The organism is Caulobacter segnis, from assembly GCF_023935105.1.
Taxonomy (GTDB): Bacteria; Pseudomonadota; Alphaproteobacteria; order Caulobacterales; family Caulobacteraceae; genus Caulobacter; species Caulobacter segnis_B.
In genome coordinates, this window is sequence record NZ_CP096040.1 from 835,186 (window position 1) to 860,121 (window position 24,936).

Below are 24,936 nucleotides of genomic sequence, written 5' to 3' on the forward strand. Positions count from 1 at the left end.
AAGTTCAGCTCGATGACCCTCGCCGCCAGCCAACAGCTGTTTTGGTACTTTAGCTATCCGACGCCTCTGGCGCCGGGAGGGTTTCGTTCGGCCTGACATCAGGGCCACAAAGAACACCTTCACCAGCCGCCAGGGGTTCCCCGGGCGGCTTTTTTGATGGCCGCCGGATCCCTCCCGATTTTCCGGAGTACGCCATGCCTTCCTCGACCGCCGCCCATCTCGTCTCGCTGCCGGTTCCCACCGACGACCTGCGGATCCAGAAGCTCCAGACCCTCAGCCCGCCCGCCCAGGTGATCGGCGAAGCCCCGGCCAGCTCGTCGGTGGCCGAGGTCGTCGGCGACGCCCGCCAGGCGGTGCACGAGATCCTGCACGGGCGGGACGACCGCCTGGTGGTGGTGATCGGGCCGTGCTCGATCCACGACTCCAAGGCCGCCCTCGACTACGCACAGCGCCTCGCGGCCGAGCGCGCGCGTCACGCCGGCGAGCTGGAAGTGATCATGCGGGTCTATTTCGAAAAGCCGCGCACGACGGTGGGCTGGAAGGGGCTGATCAACGACCCGGGGCTGGACGGCGGCTTTCACATCAACGAGGGCCTGCGCCTGGCGCGCCGGGTGCTGCTGGACGTCAGCGCCCAGGGCCTTCCGACCGCCTGCGAGTTCCTGGACGTCACCACGCCGCAGTACATCGCCGACCTGGTGGCCTGGGGCGCGATCGGGGCCCGCACGACCGAGAGCCAGATCCACCGCGAGATGGCCTCGGGCCTGTCGTGCCCGGTCGGCTTCAAGAACGGCACCAACGGCGACGTCAAGGTCGCGGTCGACGCGGTGATGGCCGCCAGTCAGCCGCACCATTTCCTGGCCGTGACCAAGGAGGGCCGCGCCGCCATCGCCACGACCACCGGCAACGGCGACTGCCACCTGGTGCTGCGCGGCGGCAAGACGCCCAACTACGACGCCGCCAGCGTCGCGGCGGCCGCCCAGGTGCTGGCCAAGGCGGGCCTGCCCGAGCGGATCATGGTCGACGTCAGCCACGCCAACAGCGGCAAGAACCACGAGAACCAGCCGGTCGTGGTGGCCGACGTCTGCGCCCAGGTGGCGAGCGGCGCCACGCCGATCATGGGCGTGATGATCGAGAGCAACCTGGTCGCTGGCCGCCAGGACATCGTCCCGGGCCAGCCCCTGACCTACGGCCAGTCGGTCACCGACGCCTGCGTCGATTGGGACACGTCCGTGCGGATGTTGGACGATCTGGCGGCGGCGGTGAAAGCCGGGCGCGTGGCGCGGAGGGGCTAAGGCGCCTTCGGGGTGGCGGCCATGGCCGCCGCCACTTCGGCCCGGGCCATCTCGATGTCGCGCCGGAAAGCTTCTGAGGCGTGTTCGGCGGCGTAGATGACCATGCCTGACTGCAGGCCGGCTTCCGTGGCGCTGACGGTGTGGCTGCCGCAGATCCAGCGGCTCTCGGCGTATTCGCGGCCGCGGGCATAGAGCGCGTCGGCGCGCGAGGGGACGACCTCGGCCAGGATCATGGCGACCTGCTCGCCGAAGGCCGAGTGACCCGACGGATAGTCGGGATTGGCGGCCAGATCGGGGCGCTTGGGCTCGCAGACCGGCGCCGAGTCCTTGCCGATATAGGGGCGCTTGGTCCCCCAGTGGTCCTTGGCCACGCCGACCACCGAACGGTCGTCGCCGGCGCGTTCCAGCAGGGCGTTCAGGATTGGCGCGGACTGTGGCGTCAGGCGGACGCCCAGCGCGCCTTCGAAGTGATGGAAGGCCGTGCCCTTGACGTCGTCTGTGGCCAGCGTCCAGCGGGGCGTGTCCTTGAGGGCGCGGCTCTGGTCGAAGATCGTCGCGTCCGCGATGGCGCGCGGCGAGCCGGGCGCGGGCGGCGGGGCCAGGATCTTCGTCAGGTCCGGACGGGCGGTGGGCTGCAGGTAGCCGCGCGTCGGGACGCCGGGCAGGGCCTCGATCGCCAGGCCGTCGCAAGCCTTCTCGGCGCGGACGGGATTGCAGACGGCGACATCGCCGCCGGTCAGCCGCACGCTATAGCCGCCGGGGAAGCGCGGATCGGCCCAGATATAGTCGGTCGAGACGTACTGCGCGCCGCTGGTCAGGGCCGCCGTGCGCTGGCGGACGTCGTTGGCGCGCGCGGCCCAGGTGTCGGCGTCGGCGCGGGTGCGGACCATGAAGCCGGCCCTCACGGCGGCGGCGATGCGGTCCTTCTGAGCGATCGGATCGTTCAGGGTCAGGTAGGCGGCGGCCGGCGAGGCCTCGTCGGTGTTGACGAACATCGCCCGGCCTTCCAGCGAGGCGCGCTTGCCGCGATAGATCGCGACCTTCTCGGGGTTTTCGTCGAGGGCGAAGAACACCTTGCCGCGCGACGCGCCCAGCTTGGGCCAGCCGCCCGAGAGGACAGCTTCGCGCAGCGTCTTGGCCTTGCCCTGCACCTGGTCGGGCGTGATCAGTCGATCCTCGCCGAACACCGAGCGGATCTCGGCGTCCAGGGCGTCGAACAGCGGCTCGGTGAAGGCCAGCGGAACCACGCCGCCGGGCAGGGTGGCCGCGCCGTCCTTGGCGTTGATCAGGATCATGATCGGAACGTGGTCGCGGTGCGCGTCCGACCAGGTCCGGATCGTCCGCAGGCAGCTGACGAAGGTGATGCACGAGACCCGGAAGTCGATGTCGGTCATGTGCATGGTCTTGAAGCCGGGCTTGGCCAGGGCGGCGGCCATCTCGGGCGGCAGGGCGGTTCCGTGGCCGAACACCGTCAGGGGCTTGGCGTAGCGGCCGCCTTGCGGATCGGCGACGATATCGATCTCCAGCTGGCGAGCGCCGGCGTCCAGCTGCTCGACCAGCGGGCGGTGACCGTAGTCGACCCCCAGGGCCGGCTTGCCGCGCGAGGCGACCATGGCCGCCATCTCGTCGGCGGGGATCGCCTGCTTGTAGGAATTGTGCGTGCCCACCGCCATCAGGTCGGTCATCCGCAGCGCATCCATCCGTTCACGGACGCAATGCGCGCTTTCGTCGGCGGCGGGGCAGGGGGCGGCGGCGATCGCGAGGGCGGCGAACAGACTCAGCATGGGGGTCTCCGGAACACAGCGTCGCAGTATCGCCGCCACGTGACGGTTTGACGTCGCTTCCCCTGCGTCGGGTAACCCTGTCACCAAGCTTTAACGGAACCGAGACGGCGCGGTCATCGACCGGCCCTAACGCCGCCACAAACGCCGGCGCCCGCAAGGGGTCTCCCATCACCGGCGCAGTACCAAGGGGGTATTATGTCTCGGACCAAGATCGCGCTCCTCGCGGGCGCGGCGAACCTCGTCATGGCCGTGCTCGCGCCGGCCGCTCACGCCCGTGTCGAAGACTCCGCGGTCGCGGCCGCCGAACCGGCGGATGCCGTCGACGCTGTCGTGGTAACCGGTTTCCGCAAGTCGCTGGGCGTGGCCCGCGAAACCAAGAAGTCCAGCGCCATCGTCTCGGACGTGATCGTCGCCGAGGACATGGCCAAGTTCCCCGACCTGAACCTGGCCGAGTCGCTGCAGCGCCTGCCGGGCGTGGCCATCAACCGCGAAGGCGGCGAGGGTCGTCGTGTCAGCTTGCGCGGCCTGGGCCCCGACTTCACCCGCGTCCAGCTGAACGGCATGGAAGTGCTAGGCAATGTCGACTCGCCGATGGACAGCCGCGGCCAGACCTCGCGCGACCGGGCGTTCGACTTCAACATTTTCGCCTCGGAGCTGTTCTCGAAGATCGACGTGCGCAAGTCGTTCTCGGCCGAGCAGGACGAGGGCGGCATGGCCGGCACGGTCGGCCTCTACACCGCCAAGCCGTTCGACTATTCCGGGACCAAGGCGGCCCTGTCGCTGCAAGGCGGCACCAACAGCGCCACCAAGGACACCCAGCCGCGCGGCGCGGCCATGATCAGCAAGAACTGGGACGACAAGTTCGGCGTCCTGGTTTCGGTCGCCTATTCCAAGCGCAAGACCGGGGAGCAGGGGTACAACACCTACGGCGCGGGCACCCAGAAGGCCCTGCCGGCCAACGTCGTCAAGCTCAGCCCCAGCGACGCGGCCAAGGCCGTCAACGGCGAGTTGATCTTCCAGCGCGGCAACCGCTTGTCGGTCTGGGATTCGAACCAGGAGCGCCTGGGCCTGACCACCGCCCTGCAATGGCGTCCAGTCGAGAACCTGACCCTGACGCTCGACGCCCTGCACGGCAAGTTCACCAACGATCGCTCGGAACTGCACCTGGCCACCCGCGCCACGGTCGGCTCGACGATCCTGGGCGCGGCCACGCCGCACTCGGGCAATCTGGTCAGCCCGCCGCCGGTGCTCAACGCGATCGAGTACGACCAGTACAATTCGATCGTCTACGCCGACGTCGACAACACCGTCTTCGCCACCGAGACCCGTCGCCAGCAGACCAAGAACACCTTCGACCAGCTGGTGCTGACCGGCGAGTGGAAGGTGAGCGACAAGCTGACGATCGACGGCCACATCGGCCGCGAAAAGTCCGACTACGACATTCCGATCTCGGACAAGTTCTATACCGAGGCGTTCGGCGGCCTGATCACCGACTATCGCGGCGACACCGGCAAGAACACCTACAAGTGGGACACCACCGACCCGAACAACTACCGGGCCCACGAGATCGACTTCTCGGCCACCTACCAGAGCACCGAGCTGAAGAACGCCGAACTGAACGGCGCCTGGGCCTTCAACGACGACCTGACCCTGAAGGGCGGCGTCTCGTATCGCGGCTTCGAGAACTCGGGCTTCACCCAGGCCAATGACGACGTGAACAAGACGGCCTGGGAGAAGGGCACGCTGGACGACCGTCTCGACGGGATCACCAAGGTGTTCAGCCAGCACCACGACCAGTCGTGGATCATCGTCGACTGGGACAAGGCGCTGTCGAAGTACGGCGTGACCCGCACGCTGCTCGCGCCCAAGGGCATCTACGCGGTCAAGGAGGACACCAACGCCGGCTATGTGCAGCTGGACTGGAAGACCGAATTCCTGGGCCGTCCCCTGCGCGGCAACACGGGCCTGCGCGCCTATGAGACCGAGCTGACGTCCACGGGCGTCATGTCGGTCAAGGGCGTCAACACCCCGACCGAGGCCAAGAAGAAGTACTCGGGCGTCCTGCCGGCGCTGAACGCGGTGCTGGAGGTCTCCGACCAGTTCCAGGTCCGCGTGGCCGCCGCCCGCAACATCAACCGTCCGGCCCTGGGCGCCTACGCCATGAACGGTTCGATCAGCGTCGACGGCTCGACCGTGACGGTGTCGACCGGCAACCCGAACCTCGATCCCTACACCTCGGACGAGTTCGACATCGCCGCCGAATGGTACTTCGGCAGCGTCGGCATGTTGACCGCCGGCGTGTTCCACAAGAACATCGACGGCCTGGTCTCCAGCCAGACGACGACCAACGTCACCTACGCCAGCACGGGCCTGGCCGAAGGCCTCTATCCGGGCGTGACCGGCTCGACGATCGTCGCGTCCTACACCCGCCAGGTGAACAATACCTCGGCCAAGCTGACCGGCCTGGAGCTCTCCGCCCAGAGCGACTTCTTCTTCCTGCCGGGCGCGCTGAAGAACCTGGGCGCGGTGGCCAACCTGACCCTGATCGACTCCTCGACGATCAACCTGGTCAACGGCAAGCCGCAGAAGACCGACATCTTCGGCCTGTCGGACGTCAACGCCAACGCCACCTTGTACTACGAGACCGCCAAGTATGGCGGCCGGGTCTCGGCCAACTACCGCTCGGACTACCTGATCGACAGCGGGGCGTTCAATGCCACGACCTATGTGGACGCGGCGGCCTTCTACCAGCTGACCCCGCGCATCCGCCTGTCGCTGGACGCCATCAACCTGACCAACGAGCGCGAGGAGCAGGTCAACAGCTTCAACAACGGCTTCGGCCAGACCGGCGCCAAGCGGCTGTGGAACTACACCACCAGCGGCCGCACGGTGTTCGTGGGGGCCAATATCCAGTTCTAAGGCGAACTGTAGCTTGAGACGACGAAGCCGCCCGGGGGTTACCTGGGCGGCTTTTTCGTGGAGTTCAGGTCCCGGCGATGCGCCGGGCGCCGCCCTACGGCCTTACCGCGCTCTTGAACGGCTGCCTTTCTCCCCCCACTACAGCACTCCTGAATTAGAGTGACCTGAAAGGACGACGACATGGCTTTGCTCGAAGCGCTCAAGGCTGACCAACTCGCGGCGCGCAAGTCGAACGACCGTCTGAAGGCCGACCTGCTCACCACGCTGATCGGCGAAGCCACGCAGATCACGACCGAGGAATTCAAGCGCGGCGTCACGGAAGTCACCGACGAAAAGGTCGTCGCGACCGTCGCGAAGTTCTCGAAGAACACCAAGCTGACGCTGGAAAACCTGGCGAGTGAGCGGACGCGTCTGATCGAAGCCGGCGGCGATGCGTCCAAGGTGGACGAGCGGACCAAGGCGGCCGAAACCGAACTGGCGATCCTGTCCGCCTATGGCCCCAAGCAGATGACGGAAGCAGAATTGCGCGCGGCCATCGACGATTTCCGGGCCAAGAACCCCGGCGCCAATGTCGGGATGATCATGGCCCACCTGAAGACCAGCTTCGGCGGCCAGTATGACGGCAAGACGGCCAGCGCTTTGGCCAAGGGCTGAATGAACAGCGCCGTCGCCGCCGTCGGGCGCTGAGCCGTTCCGACGCAAGCAAAAGCCGTCCGGGATCGCTCCCGGACGGCTTCCTTGTTTCTGGAAAGGAGAGGCGGTCTACGCCGCCTCCGCCTCCTCGTTCGCCGGGACCTGGCGGATCAGGTAGTCGAAGGCCGACAGCGAGGCTTTCGCGCCTTCGCCCATGGCGATGATGATCTGCTTGTAGGGCGTCACCGTCGCGTCGCCGGCGGCGAAGACGCCCGGCAGCGAGGTCTCGCCGCGATAGTCGACCTCGATCTCGCCGCGCGGGGTCAGGGCGACGCCGCTGTCCTTCAGCCATTCGGTGTTGGGCACCAGGCCGATCTGGACGAAGACGCCTTCCAGGTCCACACGGTGGACGCTGTCGTGGTTGCGGTCCTTGTAAGACAAGCCCGAGACCTTGCCGTTCTCGCCGTGGATCTCGGTGGTCATGGCCGAGGTGACGATCTTGACGTTCGGCAGGCTGGCCAGCTTGCGTTGCAGGACGGCGTCGGCGCGCAGCTGGCTGTCGAACTCGATCAGCGTCACGTGCGCCACGATGCCGGCCAGGTCGATGGCCGCCTCGACGCCGCTGTTGCCGCCGCCGATCACCGCCACGCGTTTGCCCTTGAACAGCGGGCCGTCGCAGTGCGGGCAATAGGCCACGCCCTTGTTGCGGTATTCGGCCTCGCCAGGGACGTTGACGTTCCGCCAGCGGGCGCCGGTCGACAGGATGACCGTGCGGGCCTTCAGGGACGCGCCGTTCTCCAGCTTGACCTCGTGCAGGCCGCCCGGCGTCTTGGCCGGAACCAGGCCGACCGCCTTCTGCAGGTTCATCACGTCGACTTCATACTCTTTGACGTGCTGTTCCAGGGCCGAGGCCAGCTTGGGGCCTTCGGTATGCGGCACCGAGATGAAGTTCTCGATGGCCATGGTGTCCAGCACCTGGCCGCCGAAGCGCTCGGCCGCGACACCTGTCCGAATGCCCTTGCGGGCGGCGTAGATCGCCGCGGCCGCGCCGGCCGGGCCGCCGCCGATGACCAGCACCTCGAAGGCGTCCTTGGTCTTGATCTTCTCGGCGGCGCGGTCGGCGGCGCCGGTGTCCAGCTTGGCCAGGATCTGCTCGACGTCCATGCGGCCCTGGCCGAACGGCTGGCCGTTCAGCAGGATGGTCGGCACGGCCATGACCTCGCGGGCCTCGACCTCGGCCTTGAACAGGGCGCCGTCGATGGCGACGTGGCTGATGCGTGGGTTCAGGGCGCTCATGGTGTTCAGCGCCTGCACCACGTCGGGGCAGTTCTGGCAGGACTGCGAGAAATAGGTCTCGAAGCGGTAGTCGCCGTCCAGGCCCTTGATGCGCTCGATGACCTCGGCGTCCAGGCGCGGCGGGTGGCCGCCGACGTGCAGCAGGGCCAGCACCAGCGATGTGAATTCGTGACCCAGCGGCAGGCCGGCGAAGCGCACGTCGGCGTCACCCGCGGCGCGGGTGATGGCGAACGAAGGCTTGCGGTCGTTGTCGCCGGCCAGGTTCAGGCTGACCTTGTCCGAGGTCGAGACGACGTCTTCCAGCAACGCGCGCATCTCGGCCGAGCCGGCGCTGTCGTCGAGGGAGGCGACCAGTTCGATCGGCTGGCGCAGGTTCTGCAGGTAGGTGGTCAACTGGGTCTTCAGACCGGCGTCCAGCATGAGGCGCGCTCCCAAAAAAGCTGAGGGGGAGAGAAGGTCGGCGTTCGATTTTCGGGGGAGGATCGAACGCGGCGAACGATCAGAGGGTTGCGCGGCCGCCCGTCACGCGGGCGGCCTGCGCGGGGAGTTCAAGTCTTAGATCTTGCCGACCAGGTCGAGCGACGGGGCCAGGGTCTTTTCACCCTCTTCCCACTTCGCCGGGCAGACTTCGCCGGGGTGCGAGGCCACGTACTGGGCGGCCTTGATCTTGCGGAGCAGTTCGATGGCGTTGCGGCCGATGCCCTCGGCGGTGACTTCCATGAACTGGATCACGCCTTGCGGGTCGACCAGGAAGGTGCCGCGGTCGGCCAGGCCGACGCCCGGACGCATGATCTCGAAGTTGTTGGTCACCTGGCCCGACGGATCGCCCAGCATGGTGTACTTGATCTTGCCGATGGCCGGCGAGCTGTCGTGCCAGGCCTTGTGCGAGAAGTGCGTGTCGGTCGACACCGAATAGATCTCGACGCCCAGGCGGGTGAAGACGTCGTAGTTGTCGGCCAGGTCTTCCAGCTCCGTCGGGCAGACGAAGGTGAAGTCGGCGGGATAGAAGAAGAAGACCGACCACTTGCCCTTCACGTCGGCTTCCGTGACCGTGATGAACTTGCCGTCCTTGAAGGCTTGGGCGGTGAAGGGTTTGATCTCGGTGTTGACCAGCGACATGAAGCGCTCCGTTTGAAAAGGATGAGCCCTTCTACGGACCAGTCCGCGATCAATCAAATTGATAAATCTTGTTGTCGGAATAGAGGGGATCTATTTGTGCGGGCGGACGCACGGAGATGCCGATCCCTTGCGCCACAAGGGATGGCAGGGCGGCGATGATGGACGCCTCCGTCCACGATCGCCGCCGCAACTGGCCGCGGGGTGATGCGAGCGACAAGGGCGGTCGAGAAGCGTGGTCCAGTTCCCCGGCGGGCCCCTGACCCGCCACCACGTTCCCGATGTCGCCAGGATCACCCCCAAGATGATCCGACCCGTCGCGCCGGCCTCACGTCCCCCCAGACGTCACCCCCAAGGTTGCCCAAGAGGGGCGTCCCCGCCGCCAGGTCGCGCAGGTCAGCGCAGCGCCACGTCCGCGTCGAGCCGTCTCAACCGGCGGGGGAAGCGCGCGGCGCGGCTGACGTCAGCGTGGGCGCCTGAGAGGCTTGGCGCCTCTAAATCAACCAGGCGAGCGGGCGCGGATAGGCCTCGCCACGGACCAGATAGGTGATGCCCATCACGCAGCGGACGACGAACCACAGGCTGACGGCGCCGATGATCGCGCCGCCGGCGATCATCATCGGGATGCCGATCAGCAGCAGGCTCAGCGGGATGCCGAACGCCAGCAGCAGGGCGCCGATCAGGAACCAGGCGATCGACAGCCAGAAGGTGCGGATGGCGAAGGTGTAGTGGCTCTCGTTGATCGGCCCGGCCGTGTCACGGTTCACATAGGCCACGATCAGGCCGATGATGAAGGTCAGGCCATTGGTGAAGCCCAGCAGATAGAGGCCGTAGACGACGGCTGGCAGGACCTTGTCCTCTTCGTTGCGGGTGTCGATGAGGGGCGCGTCGGTCATGTCACATCATCCAGGCTTTGGGAGTGGGATAGGGCTGGCCCTTGAGCAGGGTCGACAGGCCCACGACGCCGCGCACCATCAGCCATAGGCCCAGGGCGACGAACAGCAGCAGGCCCACGGCCAGCATCGACAGCAGGCCCGCGACGATCGAGAAGCCCAGGGCCAGCCAGACGGTGCGGATCTGGAACTGGTAGTGGCTGGCCAGCCATTCGGGCGCGTCCTTGCGGCTGACATAGGCCAGGATCACCGCGATCAGGCAGGTGACGCCGCCGGTCGCCACGCCGGCGATCAGCAGGGCGTAGATCACGATCGGCAGGGTCTTGTCGTCCTGCAGCCGAGGCGGGACGGCGGGATCGGGGGCGGGGTCTGACAAGCGTGAGCCTTGGGAAAACGTCGTTGCCCGATCGTCGCGCGGTTGGCGGCGCGATGCAAATGAAGGTGCGGTAACCCCAGATCCTCCCCCTAGCGGGGGGAGGATTTCGGATCTCACGGCAACAGGTCCGTCGGCGGGTCGTGCGGGTCGAAGGTCGCGCCGTGGTTCAGCCAGGGTAGGGCGGCCGCCAGCAGGATCAGGACGAAGGCCATCCGCGCGGCCATCTCGACGCCGACGGCGGCCATGCCGGCGGTCAGGGAGAAGACCAGCATCGCCGCCGCGCCCAGCGCCAGCAGGCCCATGATCCAGGTCAGGGCCTGGCGGGTCTGCAGCCGGGCGACGCCGAAGCGGGCGCGGGGCGAAAGATCGGCGCCGACGGCGGCGAGGGCGCGGGCCAGGGTTGAGAAGCCGGCCAGCCGGTCCTCGAACCGGCCGGGGGCCAGATAGCTTTGCGAGACGATGACCAGCCGACGCTTGCCGAAGGTGACCAGCAGGCTGCGCCGGCCGCTCTTGCGGTCGATCGCCAGGCGATAGCGGGTCAGGCCGGACAACGGGAAGCGACGGACCGCCTTGCCGCGCGTCTCCACCAGCGTCCCGGCCTCCAGCGTCCAGACCGTCTCGGGCTGGAAGAGGGCCAGGCGGGCGCGGTGGGTGATCTCCATGCTCGCTAGGCGCGGACGGCGGTGATCTCGACGCCGGCGGCGGCCGCGTGTGGCGCCAGGGCCAGGGTTTTTCGACCCGCACCCGGGCGCGGGTCACGCGAGGATCGAAGAAGCAGGCCTGGGCCAGGCGCTCGGCGAAGGTCTCGACCAGGTCGATGTGGCCCTCGGCGGCGATGGCGCGGGCGGCCTCGCCGACCATCTCGTAGTTGACGGTGTCGCCCAGGCGCTCGCAGTGGCTGGCGGCCACGTCCAGCTCGACATCGACGACCAGCGGCTGCATGCGACCGTGCTCATGGTCGTAGACGCCGATCTGGGCGTCGACCTTCAGGCCACGGACGAAGACCTTGGTCACGATCACGCGGGCCAGGTCTTGAGCCGGAGCGGCGTCGGGAAGCGGAGCTGCGGCCAAGGGCGGCCTCTCTAGTTACGGAGCGACGATGTCCGGCGTCTGCCAGCCCAGATGCTGGCCGCCGTCCACGGCGATCATCTGGCCCGTGACCGACGGCGCGTCAATGAGATAGCGCAGGGCGGCGGCGACCTCGTCGGGCGTTGCGGCGCGTTGCAGCGGCGTGCCGGCGGCCTCGGCCTCGAACTCGCCAGGGGCCTGGTGCGTCGAGGGCAGGGTCGGGCCGGGGCCGATGGCGTTGACGCGGATGCGCGGCGCCAGGGCCTGGGCCAGCGTCCGGGTCGCCCACCACAGGCCCGCCTTGGCCAGGGAATAGCTGAAGAACTGCGGGTTCGGGCGCAGCACCCGCTGGTCGACGATATTGACCACCAGGCCCGGGGCGCCCTCGGGCAGCGCCGCGGCGAAAGCCTCGGCCAGCACGATCGGGGCGCGCAGATTGGTTTCGAGGTGCAGGTCCCAGGTCGCGCGCGACAGGCCGCCGACGCGATCGTCCTCGAAGGCCGAGGCGCTGTTGACCAGCAGGGTGACGGGGCCGATCTGGCGGGCTGCCTGATCGATCAGGCAGCGCGTGGCGGCTTCGTCGGAGAGGTCCGCCTGGACCAGGACCGCGCGGCGGCCCAGGGCCCGCACGGCCTGCGCCGTCCCCTCGGCCTCGTCGGCTGAGGCGCGATGGTGGACGGCGACGTCATAGCCGGCGCGGGCGGCCTCCAAGGCCAGGGCCTGGCCAATCCGGCGACCCGCGCCGGTGACCAGGGCCGCGCCGCGCGCCGTCCGGGTCATTAGTCGATGCGGCCGAACTCGACGGCGTTCAGGACGCAGATGACGCCGAGGAAGAGGGCGATGACACCGATCGCGAGCATGGCGCGGCTCCGGACAGAGGAAACAGTGTTGCGGCTTTAGCGGCGCTGGCGAGCGACCGCAAGCGGTGGGGCCGCAAACCTCGCCCTTCGACAAGCTCAGGGTGAGGTTTTCGACTGAACCGGCGCCCACATTCGTCCTCACCCTGAGCCTGTCGAAGGGCGAGGGCGTCCCCTCGGCTTGGCGGGCGAGATCGCCTACAACGCCTTCATGCTCTGGCGACGTCGCATCGAACCGTTCACCCGGCCCTTGGTCTACGCCTTCTTCCGTTTCACGCGGGGGCTGACCCTGGGCGTGCGGGCGGTGGTCACCGACGAGGCCGGCAAGGTCCTCTTGATCCAGCACACCTACATCAAGGGCTGGTACCTGCCCGGCGGCGGGGTCGAGCGCGGCGAGACGGCCGAGACCGCCGTCGTGCGCGAACTGGCCGAGGAGGCCGGCGTGCGGGCCCTGTCGCGTCCGGTCCTGGTTTCGGCCCACAGCAACGAGGTGCTGCATCCGGGCGACCATGTGCTGGTCTACCGCGTCGAGGCCTGGGAGCCCTGTCCCTCGGACGCGGCCGGCGAGATCCACGCGGTGGGGTGGTTCGATCCGCACGACCTGCCGGAGGAAACGACGAAGGCCACCCGGCGGCGGATCGCCGAAGCGCTGCACGGGGCGGACAGCGACCCGATGTGGTGAGGGATTTACCCTTCCCACCTGAACGCTGATCACATTAAATGCCTGTTTGAAACCGCCCCTCAGAGCGGCCCCCACCATCCAAGGGCAGGAGAACGGCATGCGCGAGTACACCAAGTTCTACATCGACGGCGCCTGGGTCGATCCGGTCACGCCCAAGCCGCTGGACGTCATCAACCCCGCCACCGAGGAGGTCGCCGGCGTGATCTCGCTGGGCTCGGCCGCCGACGTCGACAAGGCTGTCCGCGCCGCCCGCAAGGCGTTCGAGACCTTCTCCCAGACCAGCCGCGAGGAGCGCATCGACATCCTCGAGCGCATCATCGCCGAGTACCAGAAGCGCTTCGAGGACATGGCCAAGGCCATCACCGAGGAGATGGGCGCCCCCGCCTGGCTGGCCCAGCGCGCCCAGGCCGCCATGGGCATCGCCCACGTCCAGACCGCCGCCGCCGTGCTCAAGGACTACAGGTTCGAGGAAGACCGGGGCACGACCCGGATCGTCAAGGAGCCGATCGGCGTCTGCGCCTTCATCACGCCGTGGAACTGGCCGGTGAACCAGATCGCCTGCAAGGTCGGCCCGGCCATCGCCACCGGCTGCACCATGGTGCTCAAACCCTCCGAGATCGCGCCGTTCAGCGGCTATGTCTGGACCGAGATCCTGCACGCGGCCGGCGTCCCGGCCGGGGTGTTCAACCTGGTCAATGGCGACGGCCCCACGGTCGGCGCGGCGCTCTCCAGCCATCCGGAAGTGGACATGGTCTCGTTCACCGGCTCGACCCGGGCCGGCATCGAGGTGGCCAAGAACGCCGCTCCGACCGTCAAGCGCGTGCACCAGGAGCTGGGCGGCAAGAGCCCCAACATCATCCTCGACGACGCCGACTTCGCCCGCGCGGTGGGGGGCGGCGTGGCCTCGGTGATGATGAACTCGGGCCAGTCGTGCAACGCCCCGACCCGCATGCTGGTCCCGGGCCAGCGCATGGACGAGGTGATCGCCATCGCCAAGGCCGCCGCCGAGAGCCACACGGTCGGCGACCCGAACGGCAACCACAAGATGGGCCCGGTGGTCAGCGAGACCCAATGGAACAAGATCCAGGGCCTGATCCAGAAGGGCATCGACGAGGGCGCCACCCTGGTCACCGGCGGCGTCGGCCGGCCCGAGGGCCTGGACAAGGGCTACTACGTCAAGCCGACCATCTTCGCTAACGTCACCAACGAGATGACCATCGCCAAGGAGGAGATCTTCGGCCCGGTGGTCTCGATCCTGGGCTACGACACGGTCGAGGAAGCCGTCACCGTCGGCAACGACACCGAATACGGCCTGGCGGCCTATGTCTCGGGCGGCGACCAGGACAACGTCCGCAAGGTGGCCTCGAAGCTCCGCGCCGGCCAGGTCAACCTGAACGGCGCCAGCCCCGACCTGATGGCCCCGTTCGGCGGCTACAAGATGAGCGGCAACGGCCGCGAGTGGGGCGACCACGCGTTTGGCGAGTTCCTGGAGACGAAGGCGATCCTGGGGTACTCGGCGAAGGTGGCGGCTGAGTAGGGGGGCGGCTTTCGCTGACTTAGACGGAGAGGGCGGGGCCGGGAGCTCCGCCCTTTTGCTTAACGTGCGCAAGGGTGTCAGTATGGGCATGTTGAGGGAGCTATGAAGCGATCGAGCATAATCGTAGCTAGCGCGCTTGCCTTTGCATGGTCTTCTGCAATGGCTGACGATGGTCCGAATTCGTCCCCGAGTATTGATCTTCTTCTGCGGTGCGACGGAACTGGGACGCGTGTGGTGGCTGATACAACCACATTGAGCGCGTCGAACAATGCGGGCGGAACGGCATCCGCTGACGCCACAACCTACCGAAAAGAGCGGTTTGACGAGCGACTGCTTCTAGACCTTAGAGCGGATGGCGGTCGCGTTAGGGTGCCCAGATCCTTAGTGCCTCCGATCAATACCGGCGGCAAAGATGGTTGGTGGGTCCTGTCGGACATCAATGTCTCAGACGATACGATCACTGCTAGATTTCGGCTCAATCCGGTAAATCGGGCTACGGTGCGTATCGACCGCAGCACTGGCGATATAGATATCGGTGGGTTGGGGATGGCCTTTCGAGGTACGTGCGAGCGGCAGGATAGAAGCGAAAAGCGCTTCTAGGTTTGAAGTGCGACCGCCCAGGTCGGCGCTAACCTTACATCTCTCGAAGGCAGCAGCGTGCCGGACTGACCAGGTCAGTCAAGGACCGCCTCCGGCGGCCGCGCCGCGGCGACGCGGAGCGTCGTCCCCCGGGTCTGGCTTCGCCAGCCCGAGGGCATGCCTTGAGTGACCTGACAGCCCGGCGATCGTCTCGCCGTGAGATGTAAGGCGGGCTCCTTCTCCGGGGAGAAGGTCTTTCCGACACCCTCTCCCATGGGGAGAGGGCGGGGCCCGCCGCCGGAGGCGGTGGGGGGGGAAGGGGTTCCAGAGGCGGCCGTGCGAGGCGCGGTCATTCCCCACTTCGACCCGACAGGGCGCGCCCCTTACCCTCCCGCGCTGGGCGCGGGTCCCTCCCTCTCCCTATGGGAGAGGGTTTCAGGTACGCTCCCCTCATGACTACCGCCCCGCCCCCAGAAGCGCCACTTGGCGAGACCCCCATCCAGCGCGCCCTGCGCCTCAAGCAGGCGGCGCTCGACGCGCGCCCCAGGCCGCCACGCGGGGGCAAGTTTCAGCGACAGCAGGCCGCCCGCGCCGCGACGGGCGCCTCCAAACCCTGGATGAGCAAGTAATGGCCGGACTCAAGGACAAGCGCGGCTTCATCGACAAGGACCGTCTGGACCTCACCGAGCGCCAGGCCGTCGAATACTGGATGAAGCGCTGGGGCGTGACCCGCGATCAACTGACCGCCGCCCACCGCAAGGTCGGCCGGATGACCAAGGACATCGCCGCCGAGCTCGGCAAGAAGCGCTGAGGCGCGGCGACGCCGCAAGCCCCCACCTGACCGCTTCGCGGTCGTCCGCCCCCGGAGGGGGCGGAAGGTTCGCGCTATCCTTCTTCCCCCTCCGGGGGAGGAGCGCGTAGCGCGGAGGGGGCGAGTAGGGGATTGTCCTTCCGCTCTTGCCAGCCCACCGTCTGCCGCGAGTGACTCGTGGAGCGGTTGATGAGCGCGGACTGGAGCGGCGGCTACGCGGTCGAGACCGGCTACACCTACCACACCTATGCCGAACTCAATCCGGTCCGCGCCGCCCTGCCGCTGCTGCTGAAGGGGCTGCGGGCGCCGCGGATCCAGACGGCGTGCGAGCTGGGCTTTGGCCAGGGCTGCTCGGCGGCGGTCCACGCGGCGACCCAGCCCGACATGGACTGGTGGGGCTGCGACTTCGCCCCGGCCCAGGCCGTCTTCGCCCGTGACCTGGTCGAGGCCAGCGGCGCGCGGGCGACGTTCACCGATGACGCCTTCGCCGAGTTCGCCGCCCGGCCCGATCTGCCGGACTTCGACTTCATCGCCCTGCACGGCATCTGGAGCTGGATCAGCGACGCGGTCCGGGCCGAGGTCGTGGCTTTCCTGCGCAAGAAGCTGAAGCCGGGCGGCGTCGTCTACCTCTCGTACAACACCCAGCCCGGCTGGGCCGTGGCCGCGCCGCTGCGCCACCTGATGAAGCGCCATGTCGACACCCTGGGCGCGCCGGGGCTGGGCGACGCGGCCAATCTGGATCCGGCGCTGTCGACGCTGCAGCGGTTCTTCGCCCTGGACCCGATCTATTCGCGCCTGAACCCGGCCGTGACCGAGCGGCTGCAGGGGATCGTGCGCCAGGACCGGACCTATCTGGTCCACGAATACATGAACGACCACTGGACCCCGATGTGGTTCGCCGAGGTCGAGCGCCTGCTGGGCCCGGCCAAGCTGTCGTTCGCGACCTCGGCCTGGATGGCCGACCACCTGGAGGGGCTAAACGTGTCGGGCGACATGGCCGCGTTCCTGCGCGAGCTGCCCGATCCGTCGTTGCGCGAGACCTTCCGCGACGTGGCCGTGCAGGCCCAGTTCCGGCGCGACTACTGGCTGCGCGGGGCGCGGACGCTGGGCGCCGCCGAGCAGGGCCGGGCGCTGCGCGAGGTCCGGGTCGTGCTGACCAAGCCGCTCGCCCAGCGGCCCGACAAGGCCAACGGGGTCTTCGCCGAGACCGGACTGAGAAGCGCGCTGTACGACGCGATCTACGACGTGATGGGCGATTACCAGCCCCGGACGATCGGCGCGCTGGAGGCGGCCCTGCCCGCCGGCGTGGCCTTTTCGGACCTGACCATGGGGCTGGTGGCGCTGATGAGCCAGGGCGCCCTGGCCCCGGCCCAGGCGGCCGACGCGGCGGATCGCGCGACGGGGACCGCCCGGGCGCTGAACCGGACGCTGGCCCAGCGGGCGGCGGACTCCGAGGATCTGGGCTTCCTGGCCGCGCCGGCCACCGGCGGAACGATCAGCGCCTCGCGCTTCCAGCAGCTGTTCTGGCTGTCGCTGCAGGACGGCGGCGAGGGGCCGGCCGACTGGGCGCGGTTCGCCGCCGACGTGCTGGCGCGCCAGGGCCAGACCCTGGTGGCCGCCGGCGCGGCGGTGGCCCCCGACGCGGCCCTGGCGATGCTGGAGGCCCAGGCGAGCGCCTTCGCCCAGACCGAGCTGCCCCACTGGCGCGGCCTGGGGATCGCGTAGCCCCCAATCCTCCCCCTAGCGGGGGAGGTGTCGGCTCGAAGAGACGACGGAGGGGGAAGAGGCAGGCTCGGCAGCACTTCCCTCTCCGGCCTTCGGCCACCTCCCCCGCTGGGGGAGGATTGGTCATCCCGCCCAGCCTTCCCCAAAGGGCAGCCTTGCCGCGTCCGCGCTTTCCGCTACCGTCACTTCCAACAGAACAATGATAACCTGAGGGAGTGAGACCATGACGCCGCCAGACGGCGCGTCGCCCTCGCGCGACGTATCCAGCGTTCCGTTCAAGCCCCTGGCCATGAAGGGCCCCGACGTCAGCGTCGAGCGGCGGGCCGACGGCTCGATCGTCATCACCTCGAACCACGCGCCGGGCGAGGGGCCGGTCTCGATCGCCGCCCTCCTGGCCCGCAAGGCCGCCGAGCATCCGGATCGGCCCTACATCAAGCAACGCGCGCCGAACCATGGCCCCTGGCGCGGCGTCACCTATGGCCAGGCGCTGCGGGCGGTCGAGGGGGTCGCCCAATGGCTGCTGGACCAGGGTCTGACCGCCGACGACAGTGTCATGATCCTGTCGGGCAACTCAATCGAGCACGCCCTGATGACCCTGGGCGCCTATACCGCCGGCGTCCCGGCCGCGCCGATCAGCCCGGCCTACAGCCTGATCTCGACCGACCATGCCAAGCTGAAGCACTGCTTCGACAAGGTCGCTCCGCGCGTCGTCTTCGCCCAGAGCGGGCCACTGTTCGGCAAGGCGCTGGAGACCCTGAAGGCCCTCGATCCGACCATCGCGGTGATCACGGCGGATGGGGCCGAAGGGACCATCGCCTTCGCCGAGGTGGCGGCGACCGAGCCAACGGCGGTGGTGGCGTCCTCGCGAGACGGCCTGGGCCCGGCGACGGTGGCCAAGTACCTGTTCACCTCGGGTTCGACCGGCCTGCCCAAGGCCGTGCCCCAGACCCACGGCATGATGGCCGGCGTGATCGCGGGCCAGGAGGGCATCCGCACCGACGCGCTCGATCCCGATGAGGTCCCCCAGAGCCTGGAGTGGATGCCCTGGAGCCATATCTCGGCCGGCAATATCGGCTTCAACGGCGTGCTGTGGGCCGGCGGCACCCTGCATATCGACGAGGGCAAGCCGCTGCCGGGCCTGTTCGAGACGACGATCAAGAACCTGTACGAGGTCTCGCCGATCGTGTTCGGCTCGGCCCCGATCGCGTTCTCGATGCTGGCCGAGGCGATGGAGAACGATCCGGCCCTGCGGCGCTCGTTCTTCAAGAACCTGCGCTACATGGGCTATGGCGGCGCGACCCTCAGCAACGACGTCTATGACCGCATCCAGGCGCTGGCGGTGGCCGAGACGGGCCAGCGTATCCCGCTGACGACAATGTACGGCGCGACCGAGACGCAGGGCATCACCGTCACCCACTGGATCACCGAGCGGGTCGGGCTGGTCGGCCTGCCCCTGCCGGGCATCCAGCTGAAGCTAGCCCCCAGCGGTTCGAAGTTCGAGGTCCGGGTGAAGGGCCCCACCGTGGCGGCCGGCTATCACAAGGATCCCGAGAAAACCTTGGCCGCCTTCGACGAGGAGGGCTTCTATCGCCTGGGCGACGCGGCGCGGTTCGTCGATCCGGACGACCCGGCCAAGGGGCTGGTGTTCGACGGCCGGGTGACCGAGGACTTCAAGCTGGACAGCGGCACCTGGGTCAGCGTCGGCGTGCTGCGCCCCGACATCGTCGCCGCCTGCAGCCCCTACGTCCACGACGCGGTGATCACCGGCCAGGACAAGCCGTTCGTCGGCGCGATGCTGTGGCCCTCGCCGGCCGGGCTGTCGGCGCTGGTCGCCGATCCGGGGCCGGGCACGCCGCTGGAGAAGCTGGTGGCGATCCTGCGCGAGCGCTTCTCGGCCTTCAACGCCGCGGCTGGCGGCTCGTCGCGCCGGGTGGGCCGCTTCACCATCCTGACCGAACCGCCCTCGATCGACGCGGGCGAGATCACCGACAAGGGCTACGTCAACCAGCGCGCGACGCTGGAGCGGCGGGCGGACCGGGTCGAGGCGTTGTACGCTCGGGAGGCGGGGGAAGGGGTGTTTTCGGTCTAACCCCAAACGCCGTCTTCCCGGCGAAAGCCGGGATCCAGATGGAAAAGCGCTGGGGGGTCTATGAGCGCCGCGCGCTTCCCATCAGCCCAAGCGTCTCGAGATCTGGGCCCCCGGCTTTCGCCGGGGAAACGGGTCGTTGCAACTCACCATCCGATCCCACCGCGCACCAGTACGGCCGTCTTGTCCGACTGGCCGAAGGCCATGAGGTCCGCCGGCTTGGCCGGCGGGGCCTTGGCCAGCACCGGCCAGCCCTCGTGATACTCCAGCGCCGCGACCTCGACCTTGCCGGTCCCCGAGGTCGTGAAGCTGAGGGTCACGCCGTTCGGGTCGGGGGCGTGATAGGTCAGGCTGGACCATTGGCCGGCCTCGGTGTTCAGCGTGATCGGCCGGCCGTTCAGGCGCGGCGAGCTGAGCGGGGCGGTGGGGCGCAGGCGCAGGGTGACGGTCTCGGCCCCGGGCGCGGGGATCAGGCGGACCAGCAGGCGGTCCTCGGCGCGGTCGACGGTCAGCTGCGGCGCGGGGACCGGAACGGCGCGGGTCTCGGACATCCACACTGGCTTGCGCCAGAACGGCGCCAGGGTCTGTGGCTTGGGATCCGAGCCGCCGTCGTCGGGCAGGGTCGCCTTGGTCCAGGCGTCGAGCTGGGCCTGGTCGGCGACGCGCCAGGCCTGGCCGGTCGAGAGGTCGGCGACATGGATGGCCTGGGTGATGGCCGGGCGGCCGGGCTCGCCGCCCGGGCGCCCGGCGTTGGCGATCAGGGCGATCCCGCCCACGGCGAGCAGGGCGGCGGCGCGCCAGGCCCAGCGGGTGACAGCGAAGTCGTGGGCCAGGGGCGACAGGGCCGGGGCGGCCAGCATGGCGAACAGGGCCAGGATCGCCGGCTCGGTCAGGCCGATCCCGGCGAAGGTCCAGGCGCCCCAGGCGCTCAGCTGGGCGGTCGACAGCACGGCCAGGAGGCCGATGGCGAAGGTCAGGGCCAGCGCCACCCGCTTGTCCCGCGTGCCGCCGACACCGATGACCAGGGCCGCGCCGACGGCGGCGACCAGCAGCGGCCAGGTCAGCATCACCGTCGCGCCGGGAGCCAGGACCTGGGCGGTCGTCGACAGGATCAGCAGCACGATCATCCCGCCGATCCAGGCGCCCAGCACGCCGGTGCGGAAGCCCAGGGCCAGGGCGGCCAGCACACAGGCGGCGACGCCCAGGCCCAGGCCGATCGGATCGAAGCCGCCGGCCAGGCTGCACGCGCCGCCCAGGGCCAGCAGGACGACGCAGGGGATGACCCGGTCCGCGCCGCGCGCCTGGGCCGTGGCCACGCCCAGCCCGACGGCGACGGCGATCAGGCCCGCGCCCCACAGCAGGTGGTTGAAGCGGACCAGCAGGCCGTAATAGCGCTGGACGTCCTGGATCATCAGGGCGCGCCCGGCCAGGTGCAGGACCAGGGCGGCGCTGGTGGCGATCAGCAGCAGGCCCGCCACGCCTCGGCCGATCTCCCAGCCGCTGGCCGCGCCGGCCGCCAGGGTGCGCCAGGCCGTGAAGCCGATCAGCAGGGCGGCCAAGCCCAACAGGATCCAGCCGACCAGCGGCGGGTAGCTGACCAGGGCCAGGCTCAGCACGTCCGAATAGATGGCGTTCTGGGTCCGGGCCGGCAGGGCCTGGGCGTCGGCCAGGGCGCGGACGGTCGGCAGGGCCTGGTCGCCGATGTGCTGCAGGCTGCCCTTCTCCAGGTGCTCGGGCCGGGCCAGGGGCGTGTGATAGCCCAGTTGGTCGTCGATGAAGGCCAGGTTCAGCCCGGGCAGGCCCCGCTTCACCGCGTGGGTGAAGTCGGTGTCGTTGGGCATCTTCTCATAGACCGTCGAGGCCATCGAATTGGCCGACGGACCTTTGGCGGCGCGGGCGAAGACGCCGATCAGGGCGCCGTTGCCGGGGCCGGTCTGGAACATGGCCGCGCGGCCGGCGTCGCCGCGGGCCTCCAGGTTCACGACCAGGCCGACCCGCTCCAGCATCGGGTCGCGATTGAAGAAGGCGTCGGCGCCCAGCAGGCCCGGCTCCTCGGCGTCGGTGAACAGGAAGATGACGTCGCGGGCGTGCGGCCCGTCCGCCTTCAGGGCGCGGGCCATCTCGAGGGCGGCGGCCACGCCCGTGGAGTCGTCGGCCGCGCCGGGCGAGTTGGGGACCGAGTCGTAGTGGCTCATCACCAGGATGGCCGGCAGCGCGCGATCCCGCCCGGGCAGCACGCCGACGATGTTCTGCACCGCCGCCACGCCCAGGGCCCGCCCGTCGTCGGAATAGGGCCGGAAGCCCTCGCCGGGCCGCACCGAGACCTCCAGCCCCAAGGCGTTGATCCGGGCCAGCAGGTGGTCGCGGACCCGGACGATCTCGGCCGAGCCGGTCGGGTGGGGAGCCTTGGCGATGACGGCGACGTCGGTCATGGCGCGGTCGGCCGAGAAGGCCGTGGCCGGCGCGCTGGCGGGAACCGGGGCGGGCGGCCGCTGGCTCCAGGCGCCCAGCGCCAGGCCCAGGATCAGGCAGATCCAGAAACCGAGGAAGCGGATCGTCTTCATCGGGCGTGCCTCCGGCGCGATAGCGAATCCCCTGGGCCAGGGTGAGGTGATGCGCGCCGATCGCAAACCCCTGCTGTGGCCCTTTGAAGCGCTTCGTCCACGGAAAAGGGCGACCCGGTCGCCCGGATCGCCCTTCCCTTCTTCCGAAAGCCGGCGACGGCTCGAGAGCGTCGCCGGTTTCCCCCTCCCGTCAGAACTTGGAGCGCAGGGTCACGCCGTAGGTGCGGGGCGCACCCAGGAACGCGTCGTAGGTGACGGTGTCCAGGGCCGCGTTGTAGGTCGATTGAGTCGCCGACAAGCCCGAGGAGCCTTGCAGCGGACCGTTGAAGGCGACCTGCATGTATTTCTCGTTCAGCAGGTTCTGCGCCCACAGCTCGACGGTCCAGTGATCGTCGGCCGAGCCGAGGCCCACGCGGCCGTTGACGACGGTGTAGGCCTTCTGGACCTTCGGCGGGAACAGGTCCGAGCCGGTGTTGTACGACGACGAGTACTTCGCCCCGATGTTGAAGCGGGCCTTCAGGTTGTCGCCCATGGGCGTCTCGTAGGTCAGCGAGCCCGAGGCCGAATACTTGGGCGCCAGCGACAACCGGCTGCCCGGCAGCAGCGCCAAGGCGTTGCCCGGATCGTTCGGGATCGGCTGATTGCCGTACTTGGTGTCGGCATAGGTGAAGCCGCTCTGGACCATCAGGCCCTTGATCGGCGTGAACCACAGGAAGTCGGCGTCGACGCCCTTGGACTTCACTTCCGGGATCGAGCGGACCACGAACGAGGTGCCCAGGAACGTGTTCAGCTGGAAGTCGGTGAACTTCTGATAGAAGGCGCTGATGTTCAGCAGCACCGTGCGGTGGAACAGGGTGTTCTTGAGGCCGACCTCGTAGCTGTCGACGAACTCGGCCGGGAACGAGGTGTCGTAGATCGGCGTGACGCCCGCGCCGCCCGAGGGCAGGCCGTTGGAAGACTGGGTGCGGTCGAGGTTGAAGCCGCCGCCCTTGTAGCCACGCGCGAACGACGCGTAGCTGAACACTTCCGGCGAGAAGCGGTAGGAGGCCTTGACCGTACCGCTCCACTCCTTGTCCGTCCGCGATTGCTTGGTGCCGCGCCCGTTGAACAGCGCGTTGGCCCAGGGCAGGCACAGGTTGCCGATGACGGTCGGGGTCGCCGCCGCGCCGACGATGCTGGCGATTCGAGCCTGGCCGGCGGCCGACAGGGCCGTGCCGCAGCCGACTCCGCCGTCGGTGTTGGTCTGATAGGTGTCGAGTGTCTTCTCTTCGGAGGTGTAGCGCAGGCCGGCCGTGATCTCGAACGCGTCCGTCACGTGCCAGGTGTCGTTGGTGAACAGGGCCACCGTGGTGGCGCGCTGGTCATAGCGGTCGCGCAAGCCCTGCCCCCCGGCGAACGAGGTGTTGGGCGCGCGGTTCAGCAGCAGGGCGATGAAGTTGGCGACGCCGGCCGGGTTGGCGGCGGAGCGCGACAGCAGTCGGCCTAGATACTGCTCGTAGTCGTTGCCGTAGTAGAAGTTGGCGCGGTTGGTCAGGCGTTCGTCGGCCAGGAAGGCGCCGACCAGCCAGTCGAACTTTTCGCTCCGGCCCGCCAGGCGCAGTTCCTGGGTATAGGTCATGAACTCCGAATAGTTCGTGCCGTCCTTGTTGCGATAGGTGATGTCGGCCGTCGAGAAGTCGGCGTCCTGGCCGTTGTCGGTGCGCCAGTTGCGGATGGCCGAGATGCTGGTCAGGGTGCCGAACGGCAGGTCGATGTCGCCCTGCAGCGAGACGCCCTTGTCCTCGATCTTGGCCGGCGCGCCGCGGTTGGAGTAAGCCACGCGTTTGAACGGATCTGCGGTGGGCGCCAGGGCCACCGTCTGGCCCGAGACCAGGGCCAGGAGGCCGGCGGTCGGGCCGGTGCGGATCTGCACCGCGCCGCAGCAGTTCTCGTCGCGGCGGCTGTAGTCGGCGATCACGCGGAACGTCGCCTTGTCGTCGGGAACGAACAGCAGCTGTCCGCGGACGGTGTAGAAGTTCTGGTCGGCGTCCTGGTCGCGGTCGGACGGACCCTTGCCGGTCACTACGTCGTTGTAGCCGTCGCGCTTGCGGGCGGCGACATAGAGACGGCCGGCCAGCTTGTCCTCGTACAGGGGGCCGGTGACCGACGCGGCCGCGCCCTTGGCGCCGTAGTTGCCGAAGGTCAGCTCGCCGTTGGCGCCGAAGCCGAATTCGGGCTCCTTGGTGACGACGTTGATGACGCCGGCCGAGGTGTTCTTGCCGAACAGGGTGCCTTGCGGACCCTTCAGCACCTCGATGCGCTCCATCTCGCCCAGGTCGCCGAAGCCGACGCCGTTGCGGGGACGATAGACGCCGTCGATCACGACGCCGACCGAGCTTTCCAGGCCCGGGTTGTCGCCGACGGTGCCGACGCCACGCACGCGGGCGGTGGTCGAGGCTTCCGACGAGGTCGAGGTGACCGTCAGGCCGGGGGTCAGGATCGTCAGATCCTTGATGTCCTTGACGCCGGTGTCCTGCAGCAGCTTGGCGCCGACGGCGGTGACCACCACCGGCACGTCCTGCAGGTTCTGTTCCCGCTTCTGGGCGGTGACGATGATGCTGTCGATGGTTTGGGAGTCGGCTTCCTGAGCCTGCGCGACGCTGGTGGCGCCAAGACCGGCGAGGACAACAGCGGACGCAGTGCCGCAAAGCACCTGGGTGAAGCGCATTTCCTACCTCG

At 68.7% G+C, this 24,936-nt stretch carries 17 protein-coding genes and 4 pseudogenes; 11 read left to right on the plus strand and 10 right to left on the minus strand.

The window, feature by feature from the left end:
• Window positions 1-12 precede the first annotated feature (12 nt).
• Window positions 13-96 (plus strand): hypothetical protein, encoded by an 84-nt coding sequence (locus MZV50_RS04125; protein WP_125156646.1) that lies wholly within the window; start codon window positions 13-15, stop codon window positions 94-96.
• A 98-nt stretch (window positions 97-194) separates the two neighbouring features.
• Window positions 195-1,292, plus strand: a complete 1,098-nt coding sequence (locus MZV50_RS04130; RefSeq protein WP_252633152.1) for a 3-deoxy-7-phosphoheptulonate synthase — start codon at window positions 195-197, stop codon at window positions 1,290-1,292.
• A gap of 668 nt (window positions 1,293-1,960) precedes the next feature.
• On the opposite strand, the pseudogene MZV50_RS04140 reads toward MZV50_RS04130, so the two are convergent.
• A pseudogene (locus tag MZV50_RS04140) lies at window positions 1,961-3,076 on the minus strand (phosphatidylinositol-specific phospholipase C1-like protein); the annotation flags it as partial.
• A gap of 77 nt (window positions 3,077-3,153) precedes the next feature.
• On the opposite strand from MZV50_RS04140, the pseudogene MZV50_RS04145 reads away from it, so the two are divergent.
• Both MZV50_RS04145 and MZV50_RS04150 read left to right on the plus strand, forming a co-directional pair.
• Window positions 3,154-5,995, plus strand: a pseudogene (locus tag MZV50_RS04145) (TonB-dependent receptor).
• A gap of 180 nt (window positions 5,996-6,175) precedes the next feature.
• The gene (locus tag MZV50_RS04150; RefSeq protein ID WP_252633153.1) at window positions 6,176-6,649 is read left to right on the plus strand and encodes a GatB/YqeY domain-containing protein; all 474 of its coding nucleotides are present in this window, start codon (window positions 6,176-6,178) and stop codon (window positions 6,647-6,649) included.
• Window positions 6,650-6,757: 108 nt separating this feature from the next.
• On the opposite strand, the gene ahpF is transcribed toward MZV50_RS04150, so the two are convergent.
• The 7 genes and pseudogenes from ahpF to MZV50_RS04185 all read right to left on the minus strand — a co-directional run bounded on the left by ahpF (window position 6,758) and on the right by MZV50_RS04185 (window position 12,157).
• Window positions 6,758-8,344: an alkyl hydroperoxide reductase subunit F gene (gene ahpF, locus MZV50_RS04155; RefSeq protein ID WP_252633154.1), complete on the minus strand. Its 1,587-nt coding sequence runs from the start codon at window positions 8,342-8,344 to the stop codon at window positions 6,758-6,760.
• A 135-nt stretch (window positions 8,345-8,479) separates the two neighbouring features.
• Window positions 8,480-9,043 carry an alkyl hydroperoxide reductase subunit C gene (gene ahpC / locus MZV50_RS04160; protein WP_223393000.1) on the minus strand — a complete coding sequence of 188 codons (564 nt, stop codon included), beginning with the start codon at window positions 9,041-9,043 and terminating at the stop codon, window positions 8,480-8,482.
• Window positions 9,044-9,534: 491 nt separating this feature from the next.
• Window positions 9,535-9,936 (minus strand): DUF4870 family protein, encoded by a 402-nt coding sequence (locus tag MZV50_RS04165; RefSeq protein WP_252633155.1) that lies wholly within the window; start codon window positions 9,934-9,936, stop codon window positions 9,535-9,537.
• A 1-nt stretch (window position 9,937) separates the two neighbouring features.
• Window positions 9,938-10,309: a DUF4870 family protein gene (locus tag MZV50_RS04170; protein WP_252633156.1), complete on the minus strand. Its 372-nt coding sequence runs from the start codon at window positions 10,307-10,309 to the stop codon at window positions 9,938-9,940.
• Window positions 10,310-10,422: 113 nt separating this feature from the next.
• Window positions 10,423-10,971 (minus strand): hypothetical protein, encoded by a 549-nt coding sequence (locus MZV50_RS04175; RefSeq protein ID WP_252633157.1) that lies wholly within the window; start codon window positions 10,969-10,971, stop codon window positions 10,423-10,425.
• Between the two features lie 5 nt (window positions 10,972-10,976).
• Window positions 10,977-11,380: pseudogene (gene folB, locus MZV50_RS04180) on the minus strand (dihydroneopterin aldolase).
• Between the two features lie 15 nt (window positions 11,381-11,395).
• A complete protein-coding gene (locus MZV50_RS04185) occupies window positions 11,396-12,157 on the minus strand; it encodes an SDR family oxidoreductase (protein WP_252633158.1) in 762 nt (253 codons plus the stop codon).
• 288 nt (window positions 12,158-12,445) lie between these two features.
• On the opposite strand from MZV50_RS04185, the gene MZV50_RS04195 reads away from it, so the two are divergent.
• From MZV50_RS04195 to MZV50_RS04230, 7 genes and pseudogenes are all read left to right on the plus strand, one after another.
• Complete coding sequence (locus MZV50_RS04195; protein ID WP_252635174.1) at window positions 12,446-12,916, plus strand: NUDIX domain-containing protein; 471 nt, start codon at window positions 12,446-12,448, stop codon at window positions 12,914-12,916.
• A 97-nt stretch (window positions 12,917-13,013) separates the two neighbouring features.
• Complete coding sequence (locus MZV50_RS04200; RefSeq protein ID WP_252633159.1) at window positions 13,014-14,453, plus strand: aldehyde dehydrogenase family protein; 1,440 nt, start codon at window positions 13,014-13,016, stop codon at window positions 14,451-14,453.
• Window positions 14,454-15,484: 1,031 nt separating this feature from the next.
• Window positions 15,485-15,661 (plus strand): hypothetical protein, encoded by a 177-nt coding sequence (locus MZV50_RS04205; protein WP_252633160.1) that lies wholly within the window; start codon window positions 15,485-15,487, stop codon window positions 15,659-15,661.
• On the plus strand, window positions 15,661-15,843 hold the full coding sequence (locus MZV50_RS04210) for a DUF3606 domain-containing protein (RefSeq protein WP_252633161.1): 183 nt from the start codon (window positions 15,661-15,663) through the stop codon (window positions 15,841-15,843). Before MZV50_RS04205 ends, MZV50_RS04210 begins: the two co-directional genes overlap by 1 nt.
• A 43-nt stretch (window positions 15,844-15,886) precedes the next feature.
• A pseudogene (locus MZV50_RS04215) lies at window positions 15,887-15,964 on the plus strand (hypothetical protein); the annotation flags it as partial.
• A 68-nt stretch (window positions 15,965-16,032) separates the two neighbouring features.
• The gene (locus MZV50_RS04220; protein ID WP_252633162.1) at window positions 16,033-17,568 is read left to right on the plus strand and encodes a class I SAM-dependent methyltransferase; all 1,536 of its coding nucleotides are present in this window, start codon (window positions 16,033-16,035) and stop codon (window positions 17,566-17,568) included.
• A gap of 223 nt (window positions 17,569-17,791) precedes the next feature.
• Entirely contained in the window at window positions 17,792-19,657 is a 1,866-nt protein-coding gene (locus MZV50_RS04230; RefSeq protein WP_252633163.1) for an AMP-binding protein, read from the plus strand.
• 143 nt (window positions 19,658-19,800) lie between these two features.
• Here the strand turns inward: MZV50_RS04230 and MZV50_RS04235 are convergent, their stop codons facing one another.
• Window positions 19,801-22,218 carry a M28 family metallopeptidase gene (locus tag MZV50_RS04235; protein ID WP_252633164.1) on the minus strand — a complete coding sequence of 806 codons (2,418 nt, stop codon included), beginning with the start codon at window positions 22,216-22,218 and terminating at the stop codon, window positions 19,801-19,803.
• Between the two features lie 190 nt (window positions 22,219-22,408).
• Window positions 22,409-24,925, minus strand: coding sequence for a TonB-dependent receptor (locus MZV50_RS04240; protein ID WP_252633165.1), 2,517 nt, complete (start codon window positions 24,923-24,925; stop codon window positions 22,409-22,411).
• Window positions 24,926-24,936: the final 11 nt, after the last annotated feature.

What these genes read in the sequence shown, in the direction of transcription:
- MZV50_RS04130 (WP_252633152.1), top strand. Translation starts at nt 195, where the DNA reads ATGCCTTCCTCGACCGCCGCCCATCTCGTCTCGCTGCCGGTTCCCACC.
- MZV50_RS04205 (WP_252633160.1), top strand. Translation starts at nt 15,485, where the DNA reads ATGACTACCGCCCCGCCCCCAGAAGCGCCACTTGGCGAGACCCCCATC.
- ahpC (WP_223393000.1), bottom strand. Translation starts at nt 9,043, where the DNA reads ATGTCGCTGGTCAACACCGAGATCAAACCCTTCACCGCCCAAGCCTTC.
- MZV50_RS04235 (WP_252633164.1), bottom strand. Translation starts at nt 22,218, where the DNA reads ATGAAGACGATCCGCTTCCTCGGTTTCTGGATCTGCCTGATCCTGGGC.
- MZV50_RS04240 (WP_252633165.1), bottom strand. Translation starts at nt 24,925, where the DNA reads ATGCGCTTCACCCAGGTGCTTTGCGGCACTGCGTCCGCTGTTGTCCTC.
- MZV50_RS04125 (WP_125156646.1), top strand. Translation starts at nt 13, where the DNA reads ATGACCCTCGCCGCCAGCCAACAGCTGTTTTGGTACTTTAGCTATCCG.
- MZV50_RS04210 (WP_252633161.1), top strand. Translation starts at nt 15,661, where the DNA reads ATGGCCGGACTCAAGGACAAGCGCGGCTTCATCGACAAGGACCGTCTG.
- MZV50_RS04230 (WP_252633163.1), top strand. Translation starts at nt 17,792, where the DNA reads ATGACGCCGCCAGACGGCGCGTCGCCCTCGCGCGACGTATCCAGCGTT.
- MZV50_RS04185 (WP_252633158.1), bottom strand. Translation starts at nt 12,157, where the DNA reads ATGACCCGGACGGCGCGCGGCGCGGCCCTGGTCACCGGCGCGGGTCGC.
- MZV50_RS04195 (WP_252635174.1), top strand. Translation starts at nt 12,446, where the DNA reads ATGCTCTGGCGACGTCGCATCGAACCGTTCACCCGGCCCTTGGTCTAC.
- MZV50_RS04200 (WP_252633159.1), top strand. Translation starts at nt 13,014, where the DNA reads ATGCGCGAGTACACCAAGTTCTACATCGACGGCGCCTGGGTCGATCCG.
- MZV50_RS04175 (WP_252633157.1), bottom strand. Translation starts at nt 10,971, where the DNA reads ATGGAGATCACCCACCGCGCCCGCCTGGCCCTCTTCCAGCCCGAGACG.
- MZV50_RS04150 (WP_252633153.1), top strand. Translation starts at nt 6,176, where the DNA reads ATGGCTTTGCTCGAAGCGCTCAAGGCTGACCAACTCGCGGCGCGCAAG.
- MZV50_RS04220 (WP_252633162.1), top strand. Translation starts at nt 16,033, where the DNA reads ATGAGCGCGGACTGGAGCGGCGGCTACGCGGTCGAGACCGGCTACACC.
- MZV50_RS04165 (WP_252633155.1), bottom strand. Translation starts at nt 9,936, where the DNA reads ATGACCGACGCGCCCCTCATCGACACCCGCAACGAAGAGGACAAGGTC.
- ahpF (WP_252633154.1), bottom strand. Translation starts at nt 8,344, where the DNA reads ATGCTGGACGCCGGTCTGAAGACCCAGTTGACCACCTACCTGCAGAAC.